This is a genomic window from Streptomyces flavalbus (genome assembly GCF_042674625.1).
GTDB classification, from domain to species: domain Bacteria; phylum Actinomycetota; class Actinomycetes; order Streptomycetales; family Streptomycetaceae; genus Streptomyces; species Streptomyces flavalbus.
Genome location: NZ_JBHTEB010000001.1, coordinates 6,132,806 through 6,152,347, shown reverse-complemented (window position 1 = coordinate 6,152,347; position 19,542 = coordinate 6,132,806). Strand labels below are relative to the sequence as shown.

Annotated in this window: 12 protein-coding genes and 1 pseudogene; 12 read left to right on the top strand and 1 reads right to left on the bottom strand. The window is 71.9% G+C overall.

Annotated elements, in window-relative coordinates:
• Positions 1-66: 66 nt before the first annotated feature.
• The 6 genes and pseudogenes from ACFQZ6_RS27580 to ACFQZ6_RS27555 all read left to right on the top strand — a co-directional run bounded on the left by ACFQZ6_RS27580 (position 67) and on the right by ACFQZ6_RS27555 (position 8,786).
• Positions 67-1,596, top strand: a complete 1,530-nt coding sequence (locus tag ACFQZ6_RS27580) for an MFS transporter (RefSeq protein ID WP_381614011.1) — start codon at positions 67-69, stop codon at positions 1,594-1,596.
• A gap of 62 nt (positions 1,597-1,658) precedes the next feature.
• The gene (locus tag ACFQZ6_RS27575) at positions 1,659-1,856 is read left to right on the top strand and encodes a DUF4236 domain-containing protein (RefSeq protein WP_381614008.1); all 198 of its coding nucleotides are present in this window, start codon (positions 1,659-1,661) and stop codon (positions 1,854-1,856) included.
• Positions 1,857-1,920: 64 nt separating this feature from the next.
• Entirely contained in the window at positions 1,921-3,450 is a 1,530-nt protein-coding gene (locus ACFQZ6_RS27570) for a helix-turn-helix domain-containing protein (protein WP_381614005.1), read from the top strand.
• Between the two features lie 883 nt (positions 3,451-4,333).
• A complete protein-coding gene (locus ACFQZ6_RS27565; RefSeq protein WP_381614003.1) occupies positions 4,334-5,665 on the top strand; it encodes an alpha/beta hydrolase in 1,332 nt (443 codons plus the stop codon).
• A gap of 48 nt (positions 5,666-5,713) precedes the next feature.
• Positions 5,714-7,357 (top strand): annotated as a pseudogene (locus ACFQZ6_RS27560) (glycoside hydrolase family 43 protein); the annotation flags it as partial.
• 862 nt (positions 7,358-8,219) lie between these two features.
• On the top strand, positions 8,220-8,786 hold the full coding sequence (locus ACFQZ6_RS27555) for a hypothetical protein (RefSeq protein WP_381614001.1): 567 nt from the start codon (positions 8,220-8,222) through the stop codon (positions 8,784-8,786).
• Between the two features lie 292 nt (positions 8,787-9,078).
• Here the strand turns inward: ACFQZ6_RS27555 and ACFQZ6_RS27550 are convergent, their stop codons facing one another.
• On the bottom strand, positions 9,079-9,822 hold the full coding sequence (locus ACFQZ6_RS27550; RefSeq protein WP_381613998.1) for a PucR family transcriptional regulator: 744 nt from the start codon (positions 9,820-9,822) through the stop codon (positions 9,079-9,081).
• An 881-nt stretch (positions 9,823-10,703) separates the two neighbouring features.
• On the opposite strand from ACFQZ6_RS27550, the gene ACFQZ6_RS27545 reads away from it, so the two are divergent.
• The 6 genes from ACFQZ6_RS27545 (at position 10,704) to ACFQZ6_RS27520 (ending at position 19,532) form a co-directional block, all read left to right on the top strand.
• Positions 10,704-11,471, top strand: coding sequence for a glycosyltransferase (locus tag ACFQZ6_RS27545; protein WP_381613996.1), 768 nt, complete (start codon positions 10,704-10,706; stop codon positions 11,469-11,471).
• Positions 11,468-12,976 (top strand): glycosyltransferase family 4 protein, encoded by a 1,509-nt coding sequence (locus tag ACFQZ6_RS27540; protein WP_381613993.1) that lies wholly within the window; start codon positions 11,468-11,470, stop codon positions 12,974-12,976. The genes ACFQZ6_RS27545 and ACFQZ6_RS27540 overlap by 4 nt, the downstream gene beginning before the upstream one ends.
• Positions 12,973-15,585: a glycosyltransferase gene (locus ACFQZ6_RS27535; protein WP_381613990.1), complete on the top strand. Its 2,613-nt coding sequence runs from the start codon at positions 12,973-12,975 to the stop codon at positions 15,583-15,585. Before ACFQZ6_RS27540 ends, ACFQZ6_RS27535 begins: the two co-directional genes overlap by 4 nt.
• A gap of 94 nt (positions 15,586-15,679) precedes the next feature.
• On the top strand, positions 15,680-17,257 hold the full coding sequence (locus tag ACFQZ6_RS27530) for a hypothetical protein (protein ID WP_381613987.1): 1,578 nt from the start codon (positions 15,680-15,682) through the stop codon (positions 17,255-17,257).
• 107 nt (positions 17,258-17,364) lie between these two features.
• A complete protein-coding gene (locus ACFQZ6_RS27525) occupies positions 17,365-18,741 on the top strand; it encodes a hypothetical protein (RefSeq protein ID WP_381613984.1) in 1,377 nt (458 codons plus the stop codon).
• A 152-nt stretch (positions 18,742-18,893) separates the two neighbouring features.
• Positions 18,894-19,532 carry a CAP domain-containing protein gene (locus ACFQZ6_RS27520; RefSeq protein ID WP_381613981.1) on the top strand — a complete coding sequence of 213 codons (639 nt, stop codon included), beginning with the start codon at positions 18,894-18,896 and terminating at the stop codon, positions 19,530-19,532.
• The last annotated feature ends 10 nt before the right edge of the window (positions 19,533-19,542 follow it).

The following is a 19,542-nucleotide window of genomic DNA, read 5'->3' as shown; positions in this document are numbered from 1 at the left end:
GACGGCGCGGCCTCACGCGCGCGGGGCCTCCTTCGGCCAGGGACCGTTCAGAGGAGACGCAGGGCGATGACAGCCGTGGACAAGGACCTGCCCCGAGGGGCCGACGGGGCCGAAGGAACTGGGGGCGCGGCCGGGGCCGATCCGCGGCGCTGGCTGGCGCTGGCGGTACTGGCGGCCATGCAGTTCATGCTCATCATGGACATCACCGTGGTGAACGTCGCCCTGCCGGACATCCAGTCCGGTCTGGACTTCTCCCCGGGCGGTCTGGCCTGGGTGGTCAACGCCTATGTGCTGGTGGCCGGGGGCTTCCTGCTGCTGGGCGGGCGGCTGGCGGACATGTTCGGCCGACGTCGGATCTTCCTGGCCGGTGTGCTGGTCTTCGGGCTGGCGTCGGCCGCGTGCGGTGCCGCGACCGTGTCGGGGACGCTGGTCGCCAGCCGCTTCGTGCAGGGGCTGGGCGAGGCGCTGGCCGGGCCCGCGGCGCTCGGGCTGATCCCGGTGCTGTTCCCCGACCGCAAGGAGCGCATGAAGGCCCTGGGCATCTGGGGCGGGCTGTCGGCGGTGGCGGGCTCGATCGGCGCGGTCGTCGGCGGCATGGTGACCGACCTGGTGAACTGGCGGTGGATCTTCTTCATCAACGTCCCCATCGCGGTGGTCGCGCTGGTGCTGGTGCCGCGGGTGATGCCGGAGAGCCGGATGGCCCGGGACAGCCGCCGCCTGGACACCGTCGGGGCGGTGACGGCCACCGGCGGCCTGGTCGCGGTGGTCTACGGCCTGCTCCAGGCCGCCGACCATTCCTGGGGCTCCGGGCGGGTGCTGCTGCCGCTGCTGGGCGGCGTCGCCCTGCTGCTGCTGATGGTGGCCTGGGAGGCCCGCACCCCCGACCCGATGATCCCGCTGCGGTTCTTCACCAACCGCACCCGGGTGACGACCAACGCGGTGAGCGTGGCCATCTTCGCGGCCTTCTTCACCTACATGTTCCTGTTCACCCTGTACGTGCAGCAGGTGCACGACTACTCGCCGCTGAGGACGGGTCTGGCGTACATCCCGCTGACGCTGACCGCGCTCGCCGGTGCGGGCACCTCCACCGTGCTGATGCCCCGGATCGGGGTGAAGGCGGTCCTGACCGTCGCCTTCTCCGGCGCCGCGGTGGCCCTGTTCGTCGCCGCCGCGGGCTTCGCGCCCGACGCGTCCTTCGCCAGCGGGTTCCTGCCCGGCCTGGTCCTGTTCGGGTTCTTCAACGGCCTGGCCTACCCGGCCCTGGTCAACGGGGCGCTGCACGAGGTCACCGGCCAGGACTCCGGCCTGGCCTCCGGCGTGCAGACGGCGATGCAGCAGACCGGTGCGGCCCTCGGTCTGGCCACCCTGGTCCCGTTCGCCTTCCGCTACGTCGACGACCACGTCGCCGACGGCACGCTTCCGCGGGTGGCGCAGAGCGACGGGTACGCGCTGGCGTTCCGGATCGGGGCGGTGGTCCTCGCCGTCGCGGCGGTGGCCGTCGTCGTGGTGCTGGAGAAGGTCAGCGGCGAGATGCGCGACCCGATCGCCGAGGCCGCGGCGGCGGCCGACGGCGCGGAGGCCGAGCCGCGGCCATGAGTGCCCCCTATGGGGGTATCCGGACTGGCAGTACGGATACCCCCATCTCGGCGGGAGGCAGGATGCCCCTCACGTTCCGCAAGAGCTTCCGGATACTCCCCGGAGTAAGGCTGAACATCAACAAGCGTTCATGGTCCGTCACGACCGGCGGCAGGAAGGGCCCGCGCCACACCCACAGCAGCACGGGACGTCGTACGACATCGATGGATTTGCCCGGACCTTTCGGATGGCGTCGTACGACGTCACGCAGGCGGCGTTGACGGTCCGTCACCCGAATGGACCCCCCGGGAGGCGCCATCTCATATCTGAGATAGCCTCAACCTCATGGCAGACGACTACCTCGTACGCATCGGTAAGCTCATCCGCGACGCCCGGCAGCACCGGGGCTGGACGCAGGCGCAACTCGCGGAGGCGCTCGGCACCTCGCAGAGCGCCGTCAACCGCATCGAACGCGGTAACCAGAACATCAGCCTTGAGATGATCGCCCGCATCGGTGAGGCGCTGGACAGTGAGATCGTCTCACTGGGCTACGCCGGTCCGATGCACCTGCGGGTGGTGGGCGGCCGTCGCCTCTCCGGTGCCATCGACGTCAAGACGAGCAAGAACGCCTGCGTGGCCCTGCTGTGCGCCTCCCTGCTCAACCGGGGGCGCACGGTGCTGCGCCGGGTCGCGCGCATCGAGGAGGTCTACCGCCTGCTGGAGGTGCTCGGCTCGATCGGCGTCCGTACGCGCTGGATCAACGGCGGCGTGGACCTGGAGCTGTGCCCCCCGGCCGAGTTCGACCTGGACTCCATCGACGCGGACGCCGCGGTGCGCACCCGCTCGATCATCATGTTCCTCGGCCCGCTGCTGCACCGCATGGACCGCTTCAAGCTGCCCTACGCCGGTGGCTGCGACCTCGGCACCCGGACCATCGAGCCGCACATGATCGCGCTGCGCCGGTTCGGGCTGGACATCGCGGCGACGGAGGGCCAGTACCACGCGGTCGTCGACCGCACGGTCCGCCCGGACCGGCCGATCGTGCTGACCGAGCGCGGGGACACGGTCACCGAGAACGCGCTGCTGGCCGCCGCCCGGCACGACGGCGTGACCGTCATCCGCAACGCCTCCTCCAACTACATGGTCCAGGACCTGTGCTTCTTCCTGGAGGCCCTGGGCGTCCGGGTCGAGGGCATCGGCACCACCACCCTCACCGTGCACGGCGTCCCGAACATCGACGTCGACGTGGACTACTCGCCCTCCGAGGACCCGGTGGAGGCGATGAGCCTGGTCGCCGCGGCGGTCGTCACGGAGTCGGAGCTGACGGTCCGTCGGGTGCCCATCGAGTTCCTGGAGATCGAGCTGGCGGTCCTGGAGGAGATGGGCCTCGACCACGACCGCACCCCGGAGTACTTCGCCGACAACGGCCGCACCCGGCTGGTCGACCTGACGGTCCGCCCCTCCAAGCTGGAGGCGCCGATCGACAAGATCCACCCGATGCCGTTCCCCGGCCTGAACATCGACAACGTCCCCTTCTTCGCCGCGATCGCCGCGACGGCCCAGGGCAAGACCCTCATCCACGACTGGGTCTACGACAACCGCGCCATCTACCTCACCGACCTCAACCGGCTCGGCGGCCGACTCCAGCTCCTCGACCCGCACCGCGTCCTGGTCGAGGGCCCCACCCGCTGGCGCGCCGCCGAGATGATGTGCCCTCCGGCGCTCCGCCCCGCGGTCGTCGTCCTGCTGGCGATGATGGCGGCGGAGGGCACGTCGGTGCTGCGCAACGTGTACGTCATCAACCGGGGGTACGAGGACCTGGCGGAGCGACTGAACTCGATCGGGGCGCAGATCGAAATTTTTCGGGACATCTGACCGGTGTGGTGTCGTGCCCCTTGGAGACAAGGGGCACGACACCACGACATGCAAGCTGACCTGCGGGTACTCGCGTTCGGCTCAGGCGGGCGTGTTCTGGGTCAGCCGATCGCCGCAGCCGACCGCGGAGCGGTCCGGAGCCTTGCCTTCCTGCCGTGGAACACTTTCGGACACCAAGCGGGAAGGTCCATTTCGTTGAGTTTCGGAAGTGGCACCCTGCGGGAGCGCCGATAAACCGGTAACTATCCCCCGCATCGTCGGCGCCCGCTTCGGGTTTCGTTGGTATTTCGTAGCTCCCCACGCTCCGCTCAAGGGCGACCTAGTCGAACGTCGCCTCAGAGCCGCGCAAAAGGTGACCGTAAGGCGTCACATCCCGCGATTGACACCCCGTCAGCCCCAACCTACTCTCCGTTCAGGTTGGCGAACGTTGAACGGTATATCGAACAATCGTGGTCACGTCGGTTCCAGCGTCGGTCAAGAGCCGCCCCCGACACGGCTGGTCTCCGGACCGTGGTCCAACAGCACGCGTCGCCCGCCCGTACACCTCCACTGATCGCCGCCTTCCGCACTTCGGCGCCAGCGCGAACACAGAAGAGGAATCCCATGGGTAGCATCACGCGCCGTCACACGATGTCATCGCCGCCCGGACCGCGCACGCGGCCAACGTGGCGCGTCATGGCGCTCTCCACCTCGTCGGCGCCGCCGACCATCGGCCCCTGAGACGTCCGGCTCCTTCACCAGGTCTGAAACCCGGACGGCGGCGACGAGGCCCATCGGCGAATTCCCACCGACGGGGCTTCAACCGCGGGCCCGCTCGCCTCCTGGCAGGCCCGCTCCCCGGAACTCCCCTGTCCACCCCCCACCATCCGACAAGGAGCACAACATGACCGTGAACAGGCGTACCTTCCTTGGACTGGGCGCAGCCGGAGCCGTGGCCGCCGTCCATGCGTACGGCACCACCGCGGCAACGGCGTCCCCGCTCGCCCCGGTGGCCGCGCCGACCCAGCGCTTCGCCATCGGGGTGAGGGAGTACGCCTGGAGCCGCGGCAACCGTCGGCTGACCACCCGGATCTTCTACCCCGCCACCGGCACCCCGGGCGGCAACCCCGTCGTCAACGCCCCCGTCGCGGACGGCGTCTTCCCCATCTGCGAGTTCAGCCACGGCCTCGGCGGCAACCCGGAGAGCTACGCACCGCTGGTCCGGCCCCTGGCCGAGGCCGGATTCGTCGTCCCCGCACCCGTCTTCCCCACCACCTCCAGCGGCACCTCGGGCAACATCCAGGACGTCTACAACGGAAACCAGTCCATGGACGTCTCCCAGGTCATCACCAACACCCTCGCCCTCAACACCACGGCAGGCGACCCGTTCGCCGGGCACCTCGACACCACCACCGGCGTCGGCGTCGCCGGTCACTCGCTGGGCGGCATGACCACCCACGGGCTGCTGACCGCCTGGCCGGACAGCCGGATAGCCGCCGCCGTGCCCTTCGCCTGTGTCGACATGGGCAACCCCAGCACCACGGTCACGGCCAAGGTCCTGTTCGTCCACGGCGATCAGGACCCCGTCTGCCAGTACTCCTCCGCGCGCCAGGCCTACGGGGAACTGCCCGCGCCCAAGGCGTTCCTCACCCACCGCGGCACGGGCCACGACCAGTACATATGGAGCGGCTACAACCACACCCAGACCGTCGCCACCTACGTGGACTGGATGCGCTGGAGTCTCTACGCCGACACCGCCGCCCGCGACCGCCTCCCCGCCGACGCCACCTCCAACACCAGCACCACCACCTGGGAAGCCGTCCTCACCCCCCTCCCCGCCGGGCGGATCGTCAGCCTCCGCTCCCGGGCCAACAACCAGTACGTCTGCGCGGAGAACGCCGGAGCCAACGCGCTCATCGCCAACCGCACCGCCATCGGCGACTGGGAACGATTCGACCTGCTCGACCTCGGCGGCGGCGCCGTCGCACTGCGCGCCCGCGTCAACGGCCGATACGTCTGCGCCGAGAACGCCGGTGCCAACCCCCTCATCGCCAACCGCACCGCCATCGGCCCCTGGGAGACCTTCCAACGCGTGAACAACTCCGACGGCACCACCAGCCTGCGCGCACAGGCCAACAACATGTACGTCAGCGCCGGAAACGCCGGAACCACCCCCCTCACCGCCAACCGCACCACGATCGGCCCCGCCGAGTCGTTCGACCTCACCAACCTCTGACTCAGCCCGCCGACGTTCCGTCCGGCCAACCGAAGGAGACACCCGCCCATGTCCTGGCCCGACCGTCCTCACAGCCGCAGGGGGGTGCTCGCTTCCGCGGCCGGACTCGCCGCGGCGGCCGCGGCACCTCTGGTCCACCCCACGGCGGCCCGCGCCGCCACCGCGTCCACCGGCACGGCCGCGCCGTCCGTCGGGCCCGCCGCCACGCAGATCACCAACCCCGTCATCTGGCAGGACTTCGCGGACATCGACATCATCCGCGTCGGCGACACCTACTACTACTCCGCCTCCACCATGCACTACTCCCCCGGAGCGCCCATCCTGCGCTCCTACGACCTGGTCAACTGGGAGTTCGCCGGCCACTCCCTGCCCCGCCTTGACTTCGGCGCCAAGTACGACCTCAACGGCGGGCGCGGCTACGTCCGCGGCGTCTGGGCGTCGTCCCTCGCCTACCGCCCCAGCAACAGCACCTTCTACTGGCTGGGCCAGATCGACTTCGCCCAGACGTACGTCTACACCGCCTCCGCCGTCGAAGGGCCCTGGACCCGGCACACCACCCTGCCCACCTACTACGACGCCGGGCTCCTCGTCGACACCGACAACACCATGTACGTGGCCTACGGCAACACCCAGATCAGCGTCGCCCAGCTCTCCGCGGACGCGCGCACCCAGGTCCGCGCGCAGCAGGTCTTCAGCACGCCGTCCAGCATCGGAACCCTGGAAGGCTCCCGCTTCTACAAGATCAACGGGAACTACTACATCTTCCTCACCCGCCCCGCCAACGGCCAGTACATCCTCAGATCCACCTCCGGCCCCTTCGGCCCCTACACGCTGCGGCAACTCCTCCTCGACCTCCCCGGGCCCATCGCTGGCGGCGGCGTCCCCCACCAGGGCGGTCTCGTACAGACCCAGAACGGCCAGTGGTACTACATGGCCTTCGTCGACGCCTACCCCGGCGGCCGCGTCCCGGTCCTCGCCCCCATCGCCTGGACCTCGGACGGCTGGCCGCAACTGCAGCTCGTCAACGGCGCCTGGGGCACCACCTACGCCGCTCCGAGCCTCCCTCCACCACCCCGCCAGGTCGAACCCCTCACCGGCGTCGACACCTTCGACGGCACCACCCTCAAACCGAAGTGGGAGTGGAACCACAACCCGGACACCACCAGGTACACCGTCAACAACGGACTCACCCTGCAGACCGCCACCGTCACCGGCGACCTCTACTCGGCCCGCAACACCCTCACCCACCGGATCCAGGGCCCCACCTCCACCGCCACCGTCACACTCGACTACTCCGCGATGCGGGACGGCGACCGCACCGGGCTCGCCCTTCTGCGCGACTCCTCCGCCTGGATCGGCATCAAACGCGACAACGGCGCCACCAGAGTGGTGATGGTCAACAACATCACCATGGACACCAACTGGAACACCACGAACACCGGTACCGAAGTCGCTGGCACCGCCGTCTCCGGCGGGCGCATCTGGCTGCGCGCCACCGCCGACATCCGCCCAGGCGCCGGCCGCCAGGCCCTCTTCTCCTACAGCACCGACGGTGCCAACTACACCCGCCTCGGCCCCGGCTTCACCCTCAAGAACGACTGGCAGTTCTTCATGGGCTACCGCTTCGCCCTCTTCAACCACGCCACCCAGGCCCTCGGCGGCACCGTACGCATCGCCCGTTTCGAACTGGCCGCCCAGCCCACCACCAACCCGACACCTGTGGTCAGCCTCCGCTCCCGGGCCAACAACCAGTACGTCTGCGCGGAGAACGCCGGAGCCGACCCACTCATCGCCAACCGCACCGCCATCGGCGACTGGGAACGATTCGACCTGCTCGACCTCGGCGGCGGCGCCGTCGCACTGCGCGCCCGCGTCAACGGCCGATACGTCTGCGCCGAAAACGCCGGTGCCAACCCCCTCATCGCCAACCGCACCGCCATCGGCCCCTGGGAGACCTTCCAACGCGTGAACAACTCCGACGGCACCACCAGCCTGCGCGCACAGGCCAACAACATGTACGTCAGCGCCGGAAACGCCGGAACCACCCCCCTCACCGCCAACCGCACCACGATCGGCCCCGCCGAGTCGTTCGACCTCACCAACGTCTGACCGGCCGCGGACGAGGAGCGCGCCCCCGGGCGATTCGGGCCCTGGAGCGGCGCTGGACAACAGCTTCTCGCGCAAGGGACGGGCACGCCTCTTCGCGGACACCTCAGCGCCTGCCGGTGGTACCGGGTCGGGCGCGTCCCGCTCGCCGGGCAGACCGCACACCCGTTCCCCACCGCCGGGGTGTCGGTCGGCGCCGGGACGCCCGACGCGGTCAACCGGGCCTGGAGGCTGGCCGCCGAGGCGCTCCGCGCGGTCCCCGAGGGCCGGGCTGCCCGCGCCCGCTGAACAGCGCGTACGCGGTGGACCCCGCCCTGCTCGGCATGGTCCGCCCCGTTCGCAGGACACTGTGTCCCGTCCTCTCCCGCCTCCGGAGTGCCGTACCACCGGGCGGGGACCACTTGGGCATACGCCCCTGACCGAAGGGGTCAACGAAAGGAACAGCCCGATGAGTCGCAACAGCCTCGACGCCGTGGTCAACTCCGTCTGCCAGGAGAAGCCCGTGGTGATCGTGCACGTGCTCAGTGGCGGATACATCACCAAGGAGGCCGACCTCCAGATCCGCGCCTACCCGCTCAAGGCCAACACGGACAAGCGGCACCTGTGGCAGGTCATCTGCGAGGACTCAGCCGACGGCCTGGTGACCTACCGGTTCCAGAGCGCCATGGCCGACAAGAAGCAGATGGCCATCGACCCGAACAACCCCACCGGCACCGGTGTGCTCCTCCAGGACGCCCGCCCCCTGCACGAGTCCGGTCAGCAGGCCGACGCGCAGCGCTGGTACATCCGCGACCTGTGTGACGGCTGCTACGTCATCAGCCCCTTGCTCTTCCCGGACCTCGTCCTGGGGCCGATCGACAAGGTGACCGACATCAACGCCTGCTTCCGGCTCGTCGAAGCCGTCGGAGGCGTCGCGCCGCTGACGAGCTGCGTCCAGTTCGCGCCTCCCACCGCCCCCCTGGACCCGCTGTGCGCCCGTTCCGCCCGGGGCGGGTCCGGCGACGCGCAGCGCTGACACCCCGCGGCAGCCGGGTGGCTGACTCGTCCTCCCGGTGAGTGGGCTCCTCCGAGCCGGTCCCCGGTGAGGTGACGCCCGCCAAGCGCCATAGGAGAGGCCCCCGGGCAGTCGGTCGAGACATCGGACGTCTCCACCACACCGCCGCGGGGGCCTCGCCCGTGAGGGAGGCCAGCGCCACAACGCCGTGCACCCATAACGTATTGCGATAACTTCCTTCCCGAGGCGCGGACAACCGCTCAGGCAATGGCCGTCGGCGCCCAGAAACACCCACAGGGATATACGCCGCTCCTCACCGCCGCTCACGGTCGGGTCGGACAGCGCGCCGCCGAGGCACGGGCCAGTAGGACGTCCGGCTCAGGATGAGGGCGAGTTCCGCGCGCAGCCGGTCGTAGGGGTTGCCGAGGTCCAGGCCGGCGAGGTGCTCGATGGAACGTAGCCGGTAGGTGAAGGTGTGCCGGTGCACGTAGAGGCTTCTGGCCGCCGCCGTGACGCACAAGTTGTGCGCGAGGTAGGAATTGAGGGTGTCCAGGAGGTACCGGTGTCGTCCGGAGGTGTGGAGCGGGCCCAGACACGAGGTGATGAACTCCTGCCGCTTCTCGGGCGGCATGTCCAGGGCGGTGATGAGCGGGAGTGCCTGTTCGCCGTCCACGCTCACACCGTAGTGTCGGGCGATGATCGCGGCCACGGCGGCCAGGCGGGCGGCGCGGCTGGTGTCGCCGTCCTCGACCGGCACCACCCCGTGCGGACCGAACAGGTCGGCCCGATGGGGGCGTTGATCGGTGAAGGCGGTGAGGTGTTCACCCGTCACCGCGATCATCGCCGTGGGATTGGCCGCCCGGAACTCGTTGAGCGACTCCTTGGCCCCCGGTCCCAACTGCGCCGCCGCCAGACACCACCGGGGGGAGCCGGTGCGTTCGCGACCAGAGGCGGGTGTCGTGGTGACCCGGCCCCGCCGTGGGGCGGGGAGGGCGGTCGGCGGCGCCCCGTACTGGCGGACGACGGCCTTGGACGCCAGGCCGAACACACACAGCACCCGATGACTGAAGTCCGCCTCCTCGTGTCCTCTCCCGCCCGGTTCCGCGGGCCGGACCGGCGCAGCGCCGGAAGCAACGCGGCGGCACAGGCATGTTGCTGGAGCAGGGATTCCTCGCAGGTGAACCCGGCCCGCTGGTGGGCGCCCGCACGCGCGGCGAACAACGCGCCCAGCCGCGCTCCGGGCAGGGGCCGCGCGAGCGCGGTCGTCCAGGCGGCGAGGTCCTCTCTGACCAGTGCGGTCAGGGAAGGTTGGTCCGCCGACCGGCCCGGACTGGTCCGCGCCAGCACTTCCCGGGTGATCTGGTCGATGTGGGGCAGCAGTTGGGCGACCGCGGCCGCGAGGGCGTGTCGCTGCCGGGGACCGCTCTCCACCGCACATGCAAGGTCTTCCACGAATACTCCTCGTAGGAATCGTGACTCCGGTAAGACGTTCTGGTTCCGATGAGAACCAGATTGCATTCCGGGTTGGCGTGAACCAATGGACACTCTGCATGAAAAAGTTCGACAGGCGAATCGTTTCTTTATTCCTCCTGACTGAATTACGCGAAAGAAGACGCATAATCCGCTCCCCGCGGCTTGCGAGTGGGGACTTCCGGGTAAGCGTGACCGAATGAGGATGGCGGTCGAACAGTCGCACATTCCGCGCGGTTCATATGGGCATACAAAGTAGCTCGCCGCGTCATCGCCAGGCTTTGTACCTCTTGGCCGAAGCGTACTCGAATCGCTTCTCCGAATTCCGTGGCGCCGCTGCAATGAACAGGCCACCAGAGAACAGTCGGCGGACACCACCCCGACGCGCGGCCGACGCACGGACGGTCCGGCGTCCGCCGCAGGTCGACACGCGCCCGGCCCGGTGCCGGGGCCGACAGGAGCCCGAACATGACGCAGCCCGTCCCCACCACACCACGCCCCGCCGGGACACGGCCCCCGGAGCTGGAGATCCTCATCCCCGCCTACAACGAGGAACACAGGTTGCCGACCACGCTCCGGGCGCTCGGCGCCCACCTGAGCCGCCTGCCCCTGCGTACGGCGCTCCGTGTCATCGACAACGGCAGCAGTGACCGTACCGCGGAGGCGGTTGACCGCGTGGCGGCCGAGGGGGTGCCCGTGACCGTGACCGGGTGCGCGCAGCGCGGTAAGGGAGCCGCCGTCAAACGCGGCGTGACCACCTCCCCGGCCCGCTGGACCGGCTTCTGCGACGCCGACCTGCCGACGCCCGTGACAGCGGTGGACCACGCGGTACGCCTGCTGCTGGAGGGCTGGCCGGTGGTCGTCGGCTCCCGCCGCTGCCTCGGCGCCCAGCTCCCCGTGCGGCAGCCGCTCCACCGCCGACTGGGAGGGGCCGGGTTCCGGCTGCTCACCAGACGCCTCTCCGGTCGGGTGACGGACACGCAGTGCGGTCTCAAGTTCTTCCGCACGTCCGTGGCCCGGGAACTGTTCGCGGGTGTCTCGTGCACCGGATTCGCGTTCGACGTGGAGGCGATCGCCCGCGCCCGGACCCTCGGCGTGAAGGTCGTGGAGTTCCCCGTGGCCTGGAGCGACCAGCCGGGTTCGAGATTCCGCGCCGGGCGGGACGGGTTGCGGGTCGCGGGCGAACTGTGGCACCTGCACCGGGCCCGCCACGGCACCCAGAGGCCCACGCCGTGACCGCCCCCAGCCTGGCGTCGCTGTTCCCCGGCGTGGCGCAGTGGCGTGGCCGGCACGTGGTGCTGTGCAACTGGCGCGACCAACGGCATCCCGACGCGGGAGGCGCCGAGGTCTACTGCGAACAGGTGGCCCGACGGCTCGTCGCCGCGGGAGTGCGCGTGACCTACCTGACGGCCCGCCCGCGCGGCGCACCCCGCCGTGAGGGCACCGACCACGGAACCGTGGTCCGCGTGGGCGGACGGTTCGGCGTCTACCCGCTCGCCCTCCTGTGGCTGGCCCGGCACCGCCGCCGCGTCGACGCCGTCATCGACTCCCAGAACGGCGTTCCCTTCTTCGCCCCGCTCGCGGTGCGGCGCCGTACCCCCGTCCTCCTGCTCATCCACCACGTCCACCAGCGGCAGTTCGCCCTCCTCCTGCCACGGCCGCTCGCCGCGCTGGGCCGCTGGCTGGAGTCGGCCGGCAGCCGCGTCGTCTACGGATCCCGGGCCGTCTGCACCGTCTCGCCGTCGTCCCGCGCGCAGATCCGCGGCGAGTTGGGGTTGAAGGGCCCGATCCGGCTGGCACCGCCGGGCCACACGCCCGTGGCGCCCGGCGCCCGCGCCTCGCGCCCGCGCATCGTGCACGTCGGACGGTTGACCCCGCAGAAACGTCTGCACCTGTTGTTGCGCGCCCTCCCCGCCGTCCGCGCGGCCGTACCCGGCACCGAGCTGCACCTCATCGGCGACGGCCGCTGCCGGACCCAACTGGAGGCGCTCGCCCGTCAGGTGGGCGTCCACGACCACGTCGTGTTCCACGGGCGCCTGCCGACCCCGGACCGCGACGCGCTGGTCGCCTCCGCGTGGCTGACCGTCTACCCCTCCCTGCGCGAGGGCTGGGGCATCGCCGTCATGGAGGCCGCGTCGGCCGGTGTCCCGGCGCTGGTGCACGACGTACCCGGTCTGCGCGACGTCGTCCACCACGAAGAGACCGGCTGGCTCCTGCCGGAAGGCCGCACCGACCTCGGCGCCGCCGTCACCCGGGCGCTGCGCACGGTGGCGGACACGGCACGCGCGGACAGGTACGCCAGGTCCTGCCGAGCGTGGGCGTCGCGTTTCACCTGGACCGCCACCACGGGGCACCTGCTGGCCGCCCTCACGGCCGAACGCGACCGCCTGTCCGCGAACGTCCCCGAGCGGGTGTCCGACTCCTGCACCGTGGTCACCCTGCCCCACAGCCTGCTGCGACGGGCGGACACGAGCGCGTTGCGCGTCACCGACCTGATGGACACCCGGGGCCCACGGGCCGCACTCCTTCTGACCGGCGTCGACGAGCAAGGCGCCCGGGAGATCGTGGCACGGACCGGGGTCGACCCGTCCGACCCTCACGTGCGGACCCGGCTCGCCCGCCACAGCGACCTCCTGGGCTGGGAACGGCACCCCCCGGCGCCACGGCCGCCAGCGGCGCCCGGGCCCGGTGGGCCGCGGGCGACAGGGGTCCGGTCGGCACGGCCGACGAGCGGGCGATGACCACCCGTCGGCCCGGCTCCCGACCCGCTCCCCCGTCGGCCGCCGCCGACGCGCCACGCCGCACCCCACGGCCCGCGGTCCTCCTCACCGGCTCCGCGCTGCTGACCGGCGCGGTCAACTACGGCGGTTCCGTGCTCGCGATGCGCCTGCTGACGCCGCCCGAGTACGCGCGCTACGCCGCCGTCGCCGCCGTCCTGCTGGTGGTCGGGGCCCTCGCCGGAGCGACCATGCCGCCCCTGGTGGCACGGGTGACCGCGCGCCAGGCCACGGCGGGGCAGGTCTCGTCCGTGACCGGGCCCTGTCTGCGGATCGCCGTGGCGGCGGCGCTGGTGTGCGCGGTCGCCGCGGGCGCGGTGACCCTTCCGTACGCCACGCCCGGTCTCCTCACCGTGATCGCCGTGGCGGTGGCGGCCCTGTGGGTGAACGCGACCGGCCTCGGGCTGACGCAGAGCCGTCAGGCGTTCCGTTCCCTGGCGGTGCTGTGGACGGCGGAGGCGGTGCTGCGCGCCGCCGTGACAGCGGTGGCGGCGGCGACGGGCGGCGGCGACACCGGCGCGATCGCCGGGTTCGCCGCCGCGGCCGGGAGTACGGCGCTGGCCGCGCTGGCCGTACGACCGCGGCGGACCAGCGGGCCGGACACCGCGGCGGTGCCGAAGCACCGCACCGACGACCGGGCACGGGGGCCGGAAGGGGCGGGTGCGACCGCGGCATCCACGACCGGACCGATGTGGCGACAGGCTCTGGCCATCGGCCTCCTCCAGGCGCTGGTGTATCTGCTGCCCGCGCTGGACGTGGTGGTGGCCGCCGCCGTCCAGGAGGGGGACGCCGCACTCGCCCCGTACCAGGCGTTGCTGCTGCCGGCCAGGGTGCCCGTGTTCGTCGCCACCGCGCTCGCCGCCGTGCTGCTGCCACGGCTGACCCGGTGCCCGGCGTGGGGCCCGACCCACGGGGCGCTGGGGCAGGCGCTGCGGCAACACGCGGCCACCGTGTCCGTCCTGGTCGCCGCGACGGCGACCTGTCCTCCCGAGATCCTCGCCCTCGCCGTTCCCCCGGCCTACGCCGCCTCAGCCGACCTCCTCGTTCCGCTGGGCATCGCGGCGGGCGGACACGCCACCCTCGTCCTGCTCGTCACCGTCTTCCTGGCCTGGGGTCCGCTGCTGCCGGTGGCGGTCACCCTCGCCCTGGTGTGCCCGTTCGCCGCTCTCGGCTACGGCGTCGCCGCCAGCGGGACGCGGGCACTGGCCTGGACGTCGGCCGCCGTCGCCGTGGCAACGGCCGGTGCCGTGGCGGTGCTGGCGTGGCGCCGGGCCGGGCGCGTCCGCCCCGGCCGCGGGGCGGGGTGCTCCCTGCTCGCCGTGCCCGTCCCGGCACTTGTCCTGGGAGCCCTGCGCCCCCATCCGCTGCCCTGGTGCCTGGCCGCGGTCGCCCTCGCCGGTGCCGCCACCGGGTGGGTCACCCGGCGGCAGCGGCGCGCGGGCCCCTTACGGGTCCTGCACCTCGCCTTCGAGGACCCCCGCGCGCCCGGGGCGGGCGGCGGCTCGGTCCGCACCCACCAGGTCAACCGACGTCTGGCCGCCAGCGGCGTACGGGTCACCGCGGTCTGCGCGCCATGGCCCGGGTGCACGCCGACGACGCGTGACGGCGTGCGCTACGTCCCCGTGCTCCGCCGTCTGGCCCCCGTCCTGCGCCACCGGTTCCCCTGCCAGTTGGCGTACTTCGCGGCCGTGACCGTAGGTCTGCCCCTGCTGGTACGCCGCACGGACCCGGACCTCGTCGTCGAGGACTTCGCCGCCCCGTTCTCCTCCGTCTGTGTGCCGTGGTGGACCCGGCGCCCCGTGGTCGGCGTCGTACAGTGGCTGGCCGCGCGGGAGAAGGCCCGGGACTACCGCCTGCCGTTCGGTGCCGTGGAGCGCCTGGGCCTGCGGTCGCACACCACCCTCGTCACGGTCAGTGAGGGTCTGGCGGAGGAGGTGCGCCGCCGTCGGCCACAGGCCCACGTCGTCGCCCTGCCCAACGGCCTGGACGCCGGTGCGGTCGCCGCCCGGCCACCGCGCGACGGGAACCACCTGCTGTATCTCGGGCGACTGGAACACACCTCCAAGGGGCTCGACGTCCTGCTGCGGGCCTACGCCAGGGTCGCCGGGGAGGTGGACACCGACCTGTGGATCGCGGGCGACGGTCCGCACGCGCGGGCCCTGCGCGAGCTGGCCGACCGGCTGGGAACCGGCCGTCGCGTGCGATGGCTGGGACGCGTCGACGGGGACGCGCGCTTCGCGCTCCTGGCCTCGGCCCGCCTGGTGTGCGTGCCGAGCCGGTACGAGACCTTCGGTCTGGTGGCGGCCGAGGCACTGGCGTGCGGCACCCCGGTGCTGTGCTTCGACATCCCGTGCCTGCGGGACCTGGTCACCAGGGAGACCGGAGTGCGCGTGCCGCCCGGCGACACCACCGCCTACGGTGACGCCCTCGCCGCCCTCGCCCGTGACCCCGAGCGCTGCCGACGGCTGGGAGCCGCGGGCCCGGCGTCCGTGCGCCACCTCGACTGGCGGGAGACCGCGCACCGGCAACTCGCGCTCTACCGCACGGTGGCCCGCCACACGCGCACCGTGTGACGTCCCCCGCGCGGCAGGACCGTACCCGGGTCCTGCCGCGGAACGGAATCGGCCACAACGGCCAGCACACCCATCGGCGAAAGGACCACGTGTCATGCTCCGCGCCCTGTCCCACCACCCGGGCGCCCGGCGCCCGGCCGCCTTGTTCGCGCTGTTCGGCGGAGCGCTCACCCTACGGCTCACAGCGGTGCGGCAGGCATACGACATCCACGTGGACGAGTGCTACTACGTCGCCATCAGCCAGAGCCTGGCGGACGACGGCGAACCGGCTTTCGAGGGCGGGTACTTCGCACTGCACCCTCCCGCGCTGTTCGCCCTGCTCGCGGGCGTCCTGCGCGCCACGCACGGCCCGCCCGACCTGGCTGACGCGGTCCTGGCCCTGCGGCCGGTCATCGCCGTCATCGGGGCGCTGTCGGTCACCGCGCTCACCGCACTGCTGCTGCGCACCGTACGCCCGTCCGTCGCCTGGGCCACCGGCCTCCTCCTCGCGCTCGACCCCTTCCTGAACCGGTTCGACAGCCGCGTGTTCCTGGAGACCCCGACGATGGCCGCCGCCGCCCTCGGGATGCTCGTCCTCACCCGCGCGGCCGGGCGGCCGGGCGGTGCCCGTGGCGCCGGGTGCGCGGCGGGGCTGCTGTTCGCCGTCTCCCTCACCACCAAGGACTGGTACGTGCTGGCGACCCTGCTGCCCGTGGTCGTCCTCGCGGTCCTCTCACGCGGAGCCGTGCGCCGGACGTACCTGACCGCGGCGGCGGTGGCGGCCGGGGGCTACGGCGGCTACCTGGCGGCGACGATCGCCACCGGTCACTGGGCCGACTGGCGGTCGCAACGGTTCCACGGGCTGCGACGGGCGGCGGGCCTGGACCGGCTCACCGGGTTCGGCAGCCCCGACAACACCGCCGTGCTCTCCGGTCGGCTCCATGCCCGCCTCGGCGACCTGGGGGTGTCCTACGCCCTTCTCGCTCTCGGAGCCTGCGCCACCTGCTGGTTGGTGTGGCAACGGCTCAACCGCCCCCGCCTGTTCACCAGACGCCCCGGGCGGACGGTGGTCACGGTATGGGCGGCCTGCTCGCTGCCGACGCCGCTGTACGCCGCTCTCCTCGGCACCGTCGAGGAGCAGATGTTCTACCCGGCGCTGCTCGTGTGCGCCCTCGCCCTGGCCGTGACCGCCGACCTGCTCCTGCCCGCGCGTCCGCGGCGGCACCCAGGGTCACGGACCCGGCCCCGGCACCGCCGCACGGTGTGCCTGGGCGCGGTCTGCGCGCTGACCACCGCCGCCCTCTGCGCCGACACGGTGGTCTGGAGCCGGACGCACGGGCGGCACGACGACGCGCTGCGGCGGACGATCTCCTGGATCGACGCCCGGGTCGGCCAGGACGAGACGGTCCGCGCCACGGACGACACCCTGGCCGTGCTGCTCCCCGAGGCCCGCCCACCGGACTGGGACAACGGCCGCACCCACTACAAGTCCCCCCGGCTCCCCGACACCGACTACGTGCTGGTCACCCGGGAGCTGGTGCGACAGGGCTACGCCTTCATCGACCCGGCCCTGCGCACGGAACTGCGGCGCCGGGCACGCCTGGTGCACACGGAGACGGGCCCGACCGCCGGAGCCGTCGAGGTGTACGACACCAGGCGACTAGCTGGCCGCACTGTCCAACAAGTGCGCTGATACGGCTTATGCGTGACTCGCGGAGCGCATCCCCTCCTTGTGCACGGCCGCGGACAGATCGCGGGGGTGGCCCCGTCGGGCGCGGACCGGCACGGAAAGGAAGGCACATGGCGAAGGAACTGGTCCGTGCAGCGGCACGGCAGGGTGACCGCGGGAGCCGCCGGACCGCCCGGATCGTCTCCGCCGCGCTGACGGTGGCGGCGGTGACCGGGACCGCCCTGGCCTCCGCACCGGGCGCGAGCGCCGCGGAGGAGGGCCGCACGGTCATCGAGTGCCCGACGGAGGACAGGACGACGTGCGTCAGCCTGGCGAAGATGGACGGCGGTACGTACGCCGCGGTGGCGGACTCCCAGGGCCGGGTGTACTCCATCGACAACAGCGGCACGGCCTGGGAGATCTCCTCCGACGGCATCCGTCAACTGGCCAGCGGCCTGGGCTGGGTGACGGCGGTGGCCTTCGACGAGGACAGCCGCATCCTGTACTTCGGCGACGGCGGCGGCGACATCAACAAGCTGGCACTCGACGCCGAGAACCCGAAGCCAGAGCGGATCCTCGACGAGGACGAGCTGTACGACCACGTCATCGACGGTCTGGCGCTCCGGGACGGGACGCTCTACCTCGCGGTCAACGACCAGATCCGCACGGTGGACCTCACGGCGGAGGAACTCCGCAGCCAGGTGGTGGTCGGACACCTGCCCACGGACAGGTCGCTGGTGGTGGAGGGCAACGCGGTCTATGTCGTCGACGACGGCGCGCTGTGGAAGCAGCGGATCGACAAGTCCGGCTACAGGGTGGAGAAGGTCGCCGACCTCGGCAGCGACGACACCTACGGTCTCGTCCGGGACGGTGCTGGCAACTTCTTCTACGTCGGCGGCGGCGACCTTTACCGTCTCCCCGCCGGTAGTACGCAGCCGGAGAAGGTGGCGACCGGTATGAAGGCCCAGCGCGACGGGGCCCTGACCATGGACAGCCAGGGCAACCTCTACCTCGGCAACGACGCGGGCGACGTCTGGCGCCTCGCCGGCGTCGGGGTGCCCGTCGGCGGCAGCGGCGACCCCGACCCGTACACCGACCTGGAGATCGCCGACGTACCCCACGTATGGACGGTCGCGGGCCGCAACGCCGTACCGCGTGTCAAGGTCACCAACACCGGCAGCACCCACGTCGGGAAGGAGGACGTCACCCTCAAGCTCGGCCCCTCCGGCGTGCGTTGGGCCTACAACGTCGTCTACTGGGAGAAGGACGGCCAGACCAACGAGGTGCAGTGCACCAAGGACGACGAGGACGCGACCGTCTCGCACTGCCCCGGCGTCGGCCTGGACCTGGACCCCGGTCAGTCGGTGGAACTACGGACCGAGGTGGGCACCAGCGCGGACCTGAAGGTCTGCGAGTTCCCGTCCCTGACGTGGCAGATCGCGGGTCAGAGCGGCCGGTCCACCTTCGTCGTCAAGGACAAGGACGGCAACCCGGCGCAGTGCGACTGACGGCGCACCACCCCCGTCGACCCGGACCACCAGGCCCCTCAAGGCCGGGTGAGCACCTGGAGCAAGGCCCCCGGTGAGCGCGTACCGCCCCCACCGGGGGCCTTCACCACGGCGAGAACCACCACCGAGGAGACCTCCGAGGAGAATGAGAGATGACCAGTCGATCACCGCGTCAGCCGTCACCGGGGCGACGGCCGCCGCTGAGCCGCCGACGGGCCCGGCCCTCGGGCACCCCCGTCACGCGCCGACCCGCGCGGGCGGCCGTGTGCGCCGTCACGGCGCTGCTGTGGCTGTCGTCGTCAGCGGCCCCCGCCCCCGCCTACGCCACGGACCTGTCGGAGAGCCGCGCACGGGTCCTCACGCTGGTGAACGACCACCGTGCCGTCGCCGGGTGCCGCGCCGTGCGCCCCAGTCCGGCGCTGCGCCGGGCGGCCCAGCGTCACAGCGCGGAGATGTCCCGTCGGGGCGTCTTCTCCCACCGCGGCGCCCGGGGTTCGGGGCCCAGCGACCGGGCCCGCGCGGCGGGCTACCGTCCGTCCCGGCTCGCGGAGAACATCGCGGTCGGCCAGCGCACCGCCGCCCAGGTCGTCACCGCCTGGATGCGGAGCCCGCCACACCGCCGCGCCCTTCTCAACTGCGCCTACCTCGACATCGGCCTCGGTGTCGTGCCCTCGCCGGATGGCCCGTGGTGGACCCTGATGCTGGGGACAACCCACAGTGGACCGGCATGGAGCCGGTCGACGGCACGGCCCTCGCCGTCATCGCCACACGTGTCCGACCCGTCTGTGTAGGGGCGTTGAG

What these genes read in the sequence shown, in the direction of transcription:
- ACFQZ6_RS27520 (WP_381613981.1), top strand. Translation starts at nt 18,894, where the DNA reads ATGACCAGTCGATCACCGCGTCAGCCGTCACCGGGGCGACGGCCGCCG.
- ACFQZ6_RS27530 (WP_381613987.1), top strand. Translation starts at nt 15,680, where the DNA reads ATGCTCCGCGCCCTGTCCCACCACCCGGGCGCCCGGCGCCCGGCCGCC.
- ACFQZ6_RS27545 (WP_381613996.1), top strand. Translation starts at nt 10,704, where the DNA reads ATGACGCAGCCCGTCCCCACCACACCACGCCCCGCCGGGACACGGCCC.
- ACFQZ6_RS27535 (WP_381613990.1), top strand. Translation starts at nt 12,973, where the DNA reads ATGACCACCCGTCGGCCCGGCTCCCGACCCGCTCCCCCGTCGGCCGCC.
- ACFQZ6_RS27570 (WP_381614005.1), top strand. Translation starts at nt 1,921, where the DNA reads ATGGCAGACGACTACCTCGTACGCATCGGTAAGCTCATCCGCGACGCC.
- ACFQZ6_RS27525 (WP_381613984.1), top strand. Translation starts at nt 17,365, where the DNA reads ATGGCGAAGGAACTGGTCCGTGCAGCGGCACGGCAGGGTGACCGCGGG.
- ACFQZ6_RS27565 (WP_381614003.1), top strand. Translation starts at nt 4,334, where the DNA reads ATGACCGTGAACAGGCGTACCTTCCTTGGACTGGGCGCAGCCGGAGCC.
- ACFQZ6_RS27575 (WP_381614008.1), top strand. Translation starts at nt 1,659, where the DNA reads ATGCCCCTCACGTTCCGCAAGAGCTTCCGGATACTCCCCGGAGTAAGG.
- ACFQZ6_RS27555 (WP_381614001.1), top strand. Translation starts at nt 8,220, where the DNA reads ATGAGTCGCAACAGCCTCGACGCCGTGGTCAACTCCGTCTGCCAGGAG.
- ACFQZ6_RS27580 (WP_381614011.1), top strand. Translation starts at nt 67, where the DNA reads ATGACAGCCGTGGACAAGGACCTGCCCCGAGGGGCCGACGGGGCCGAA.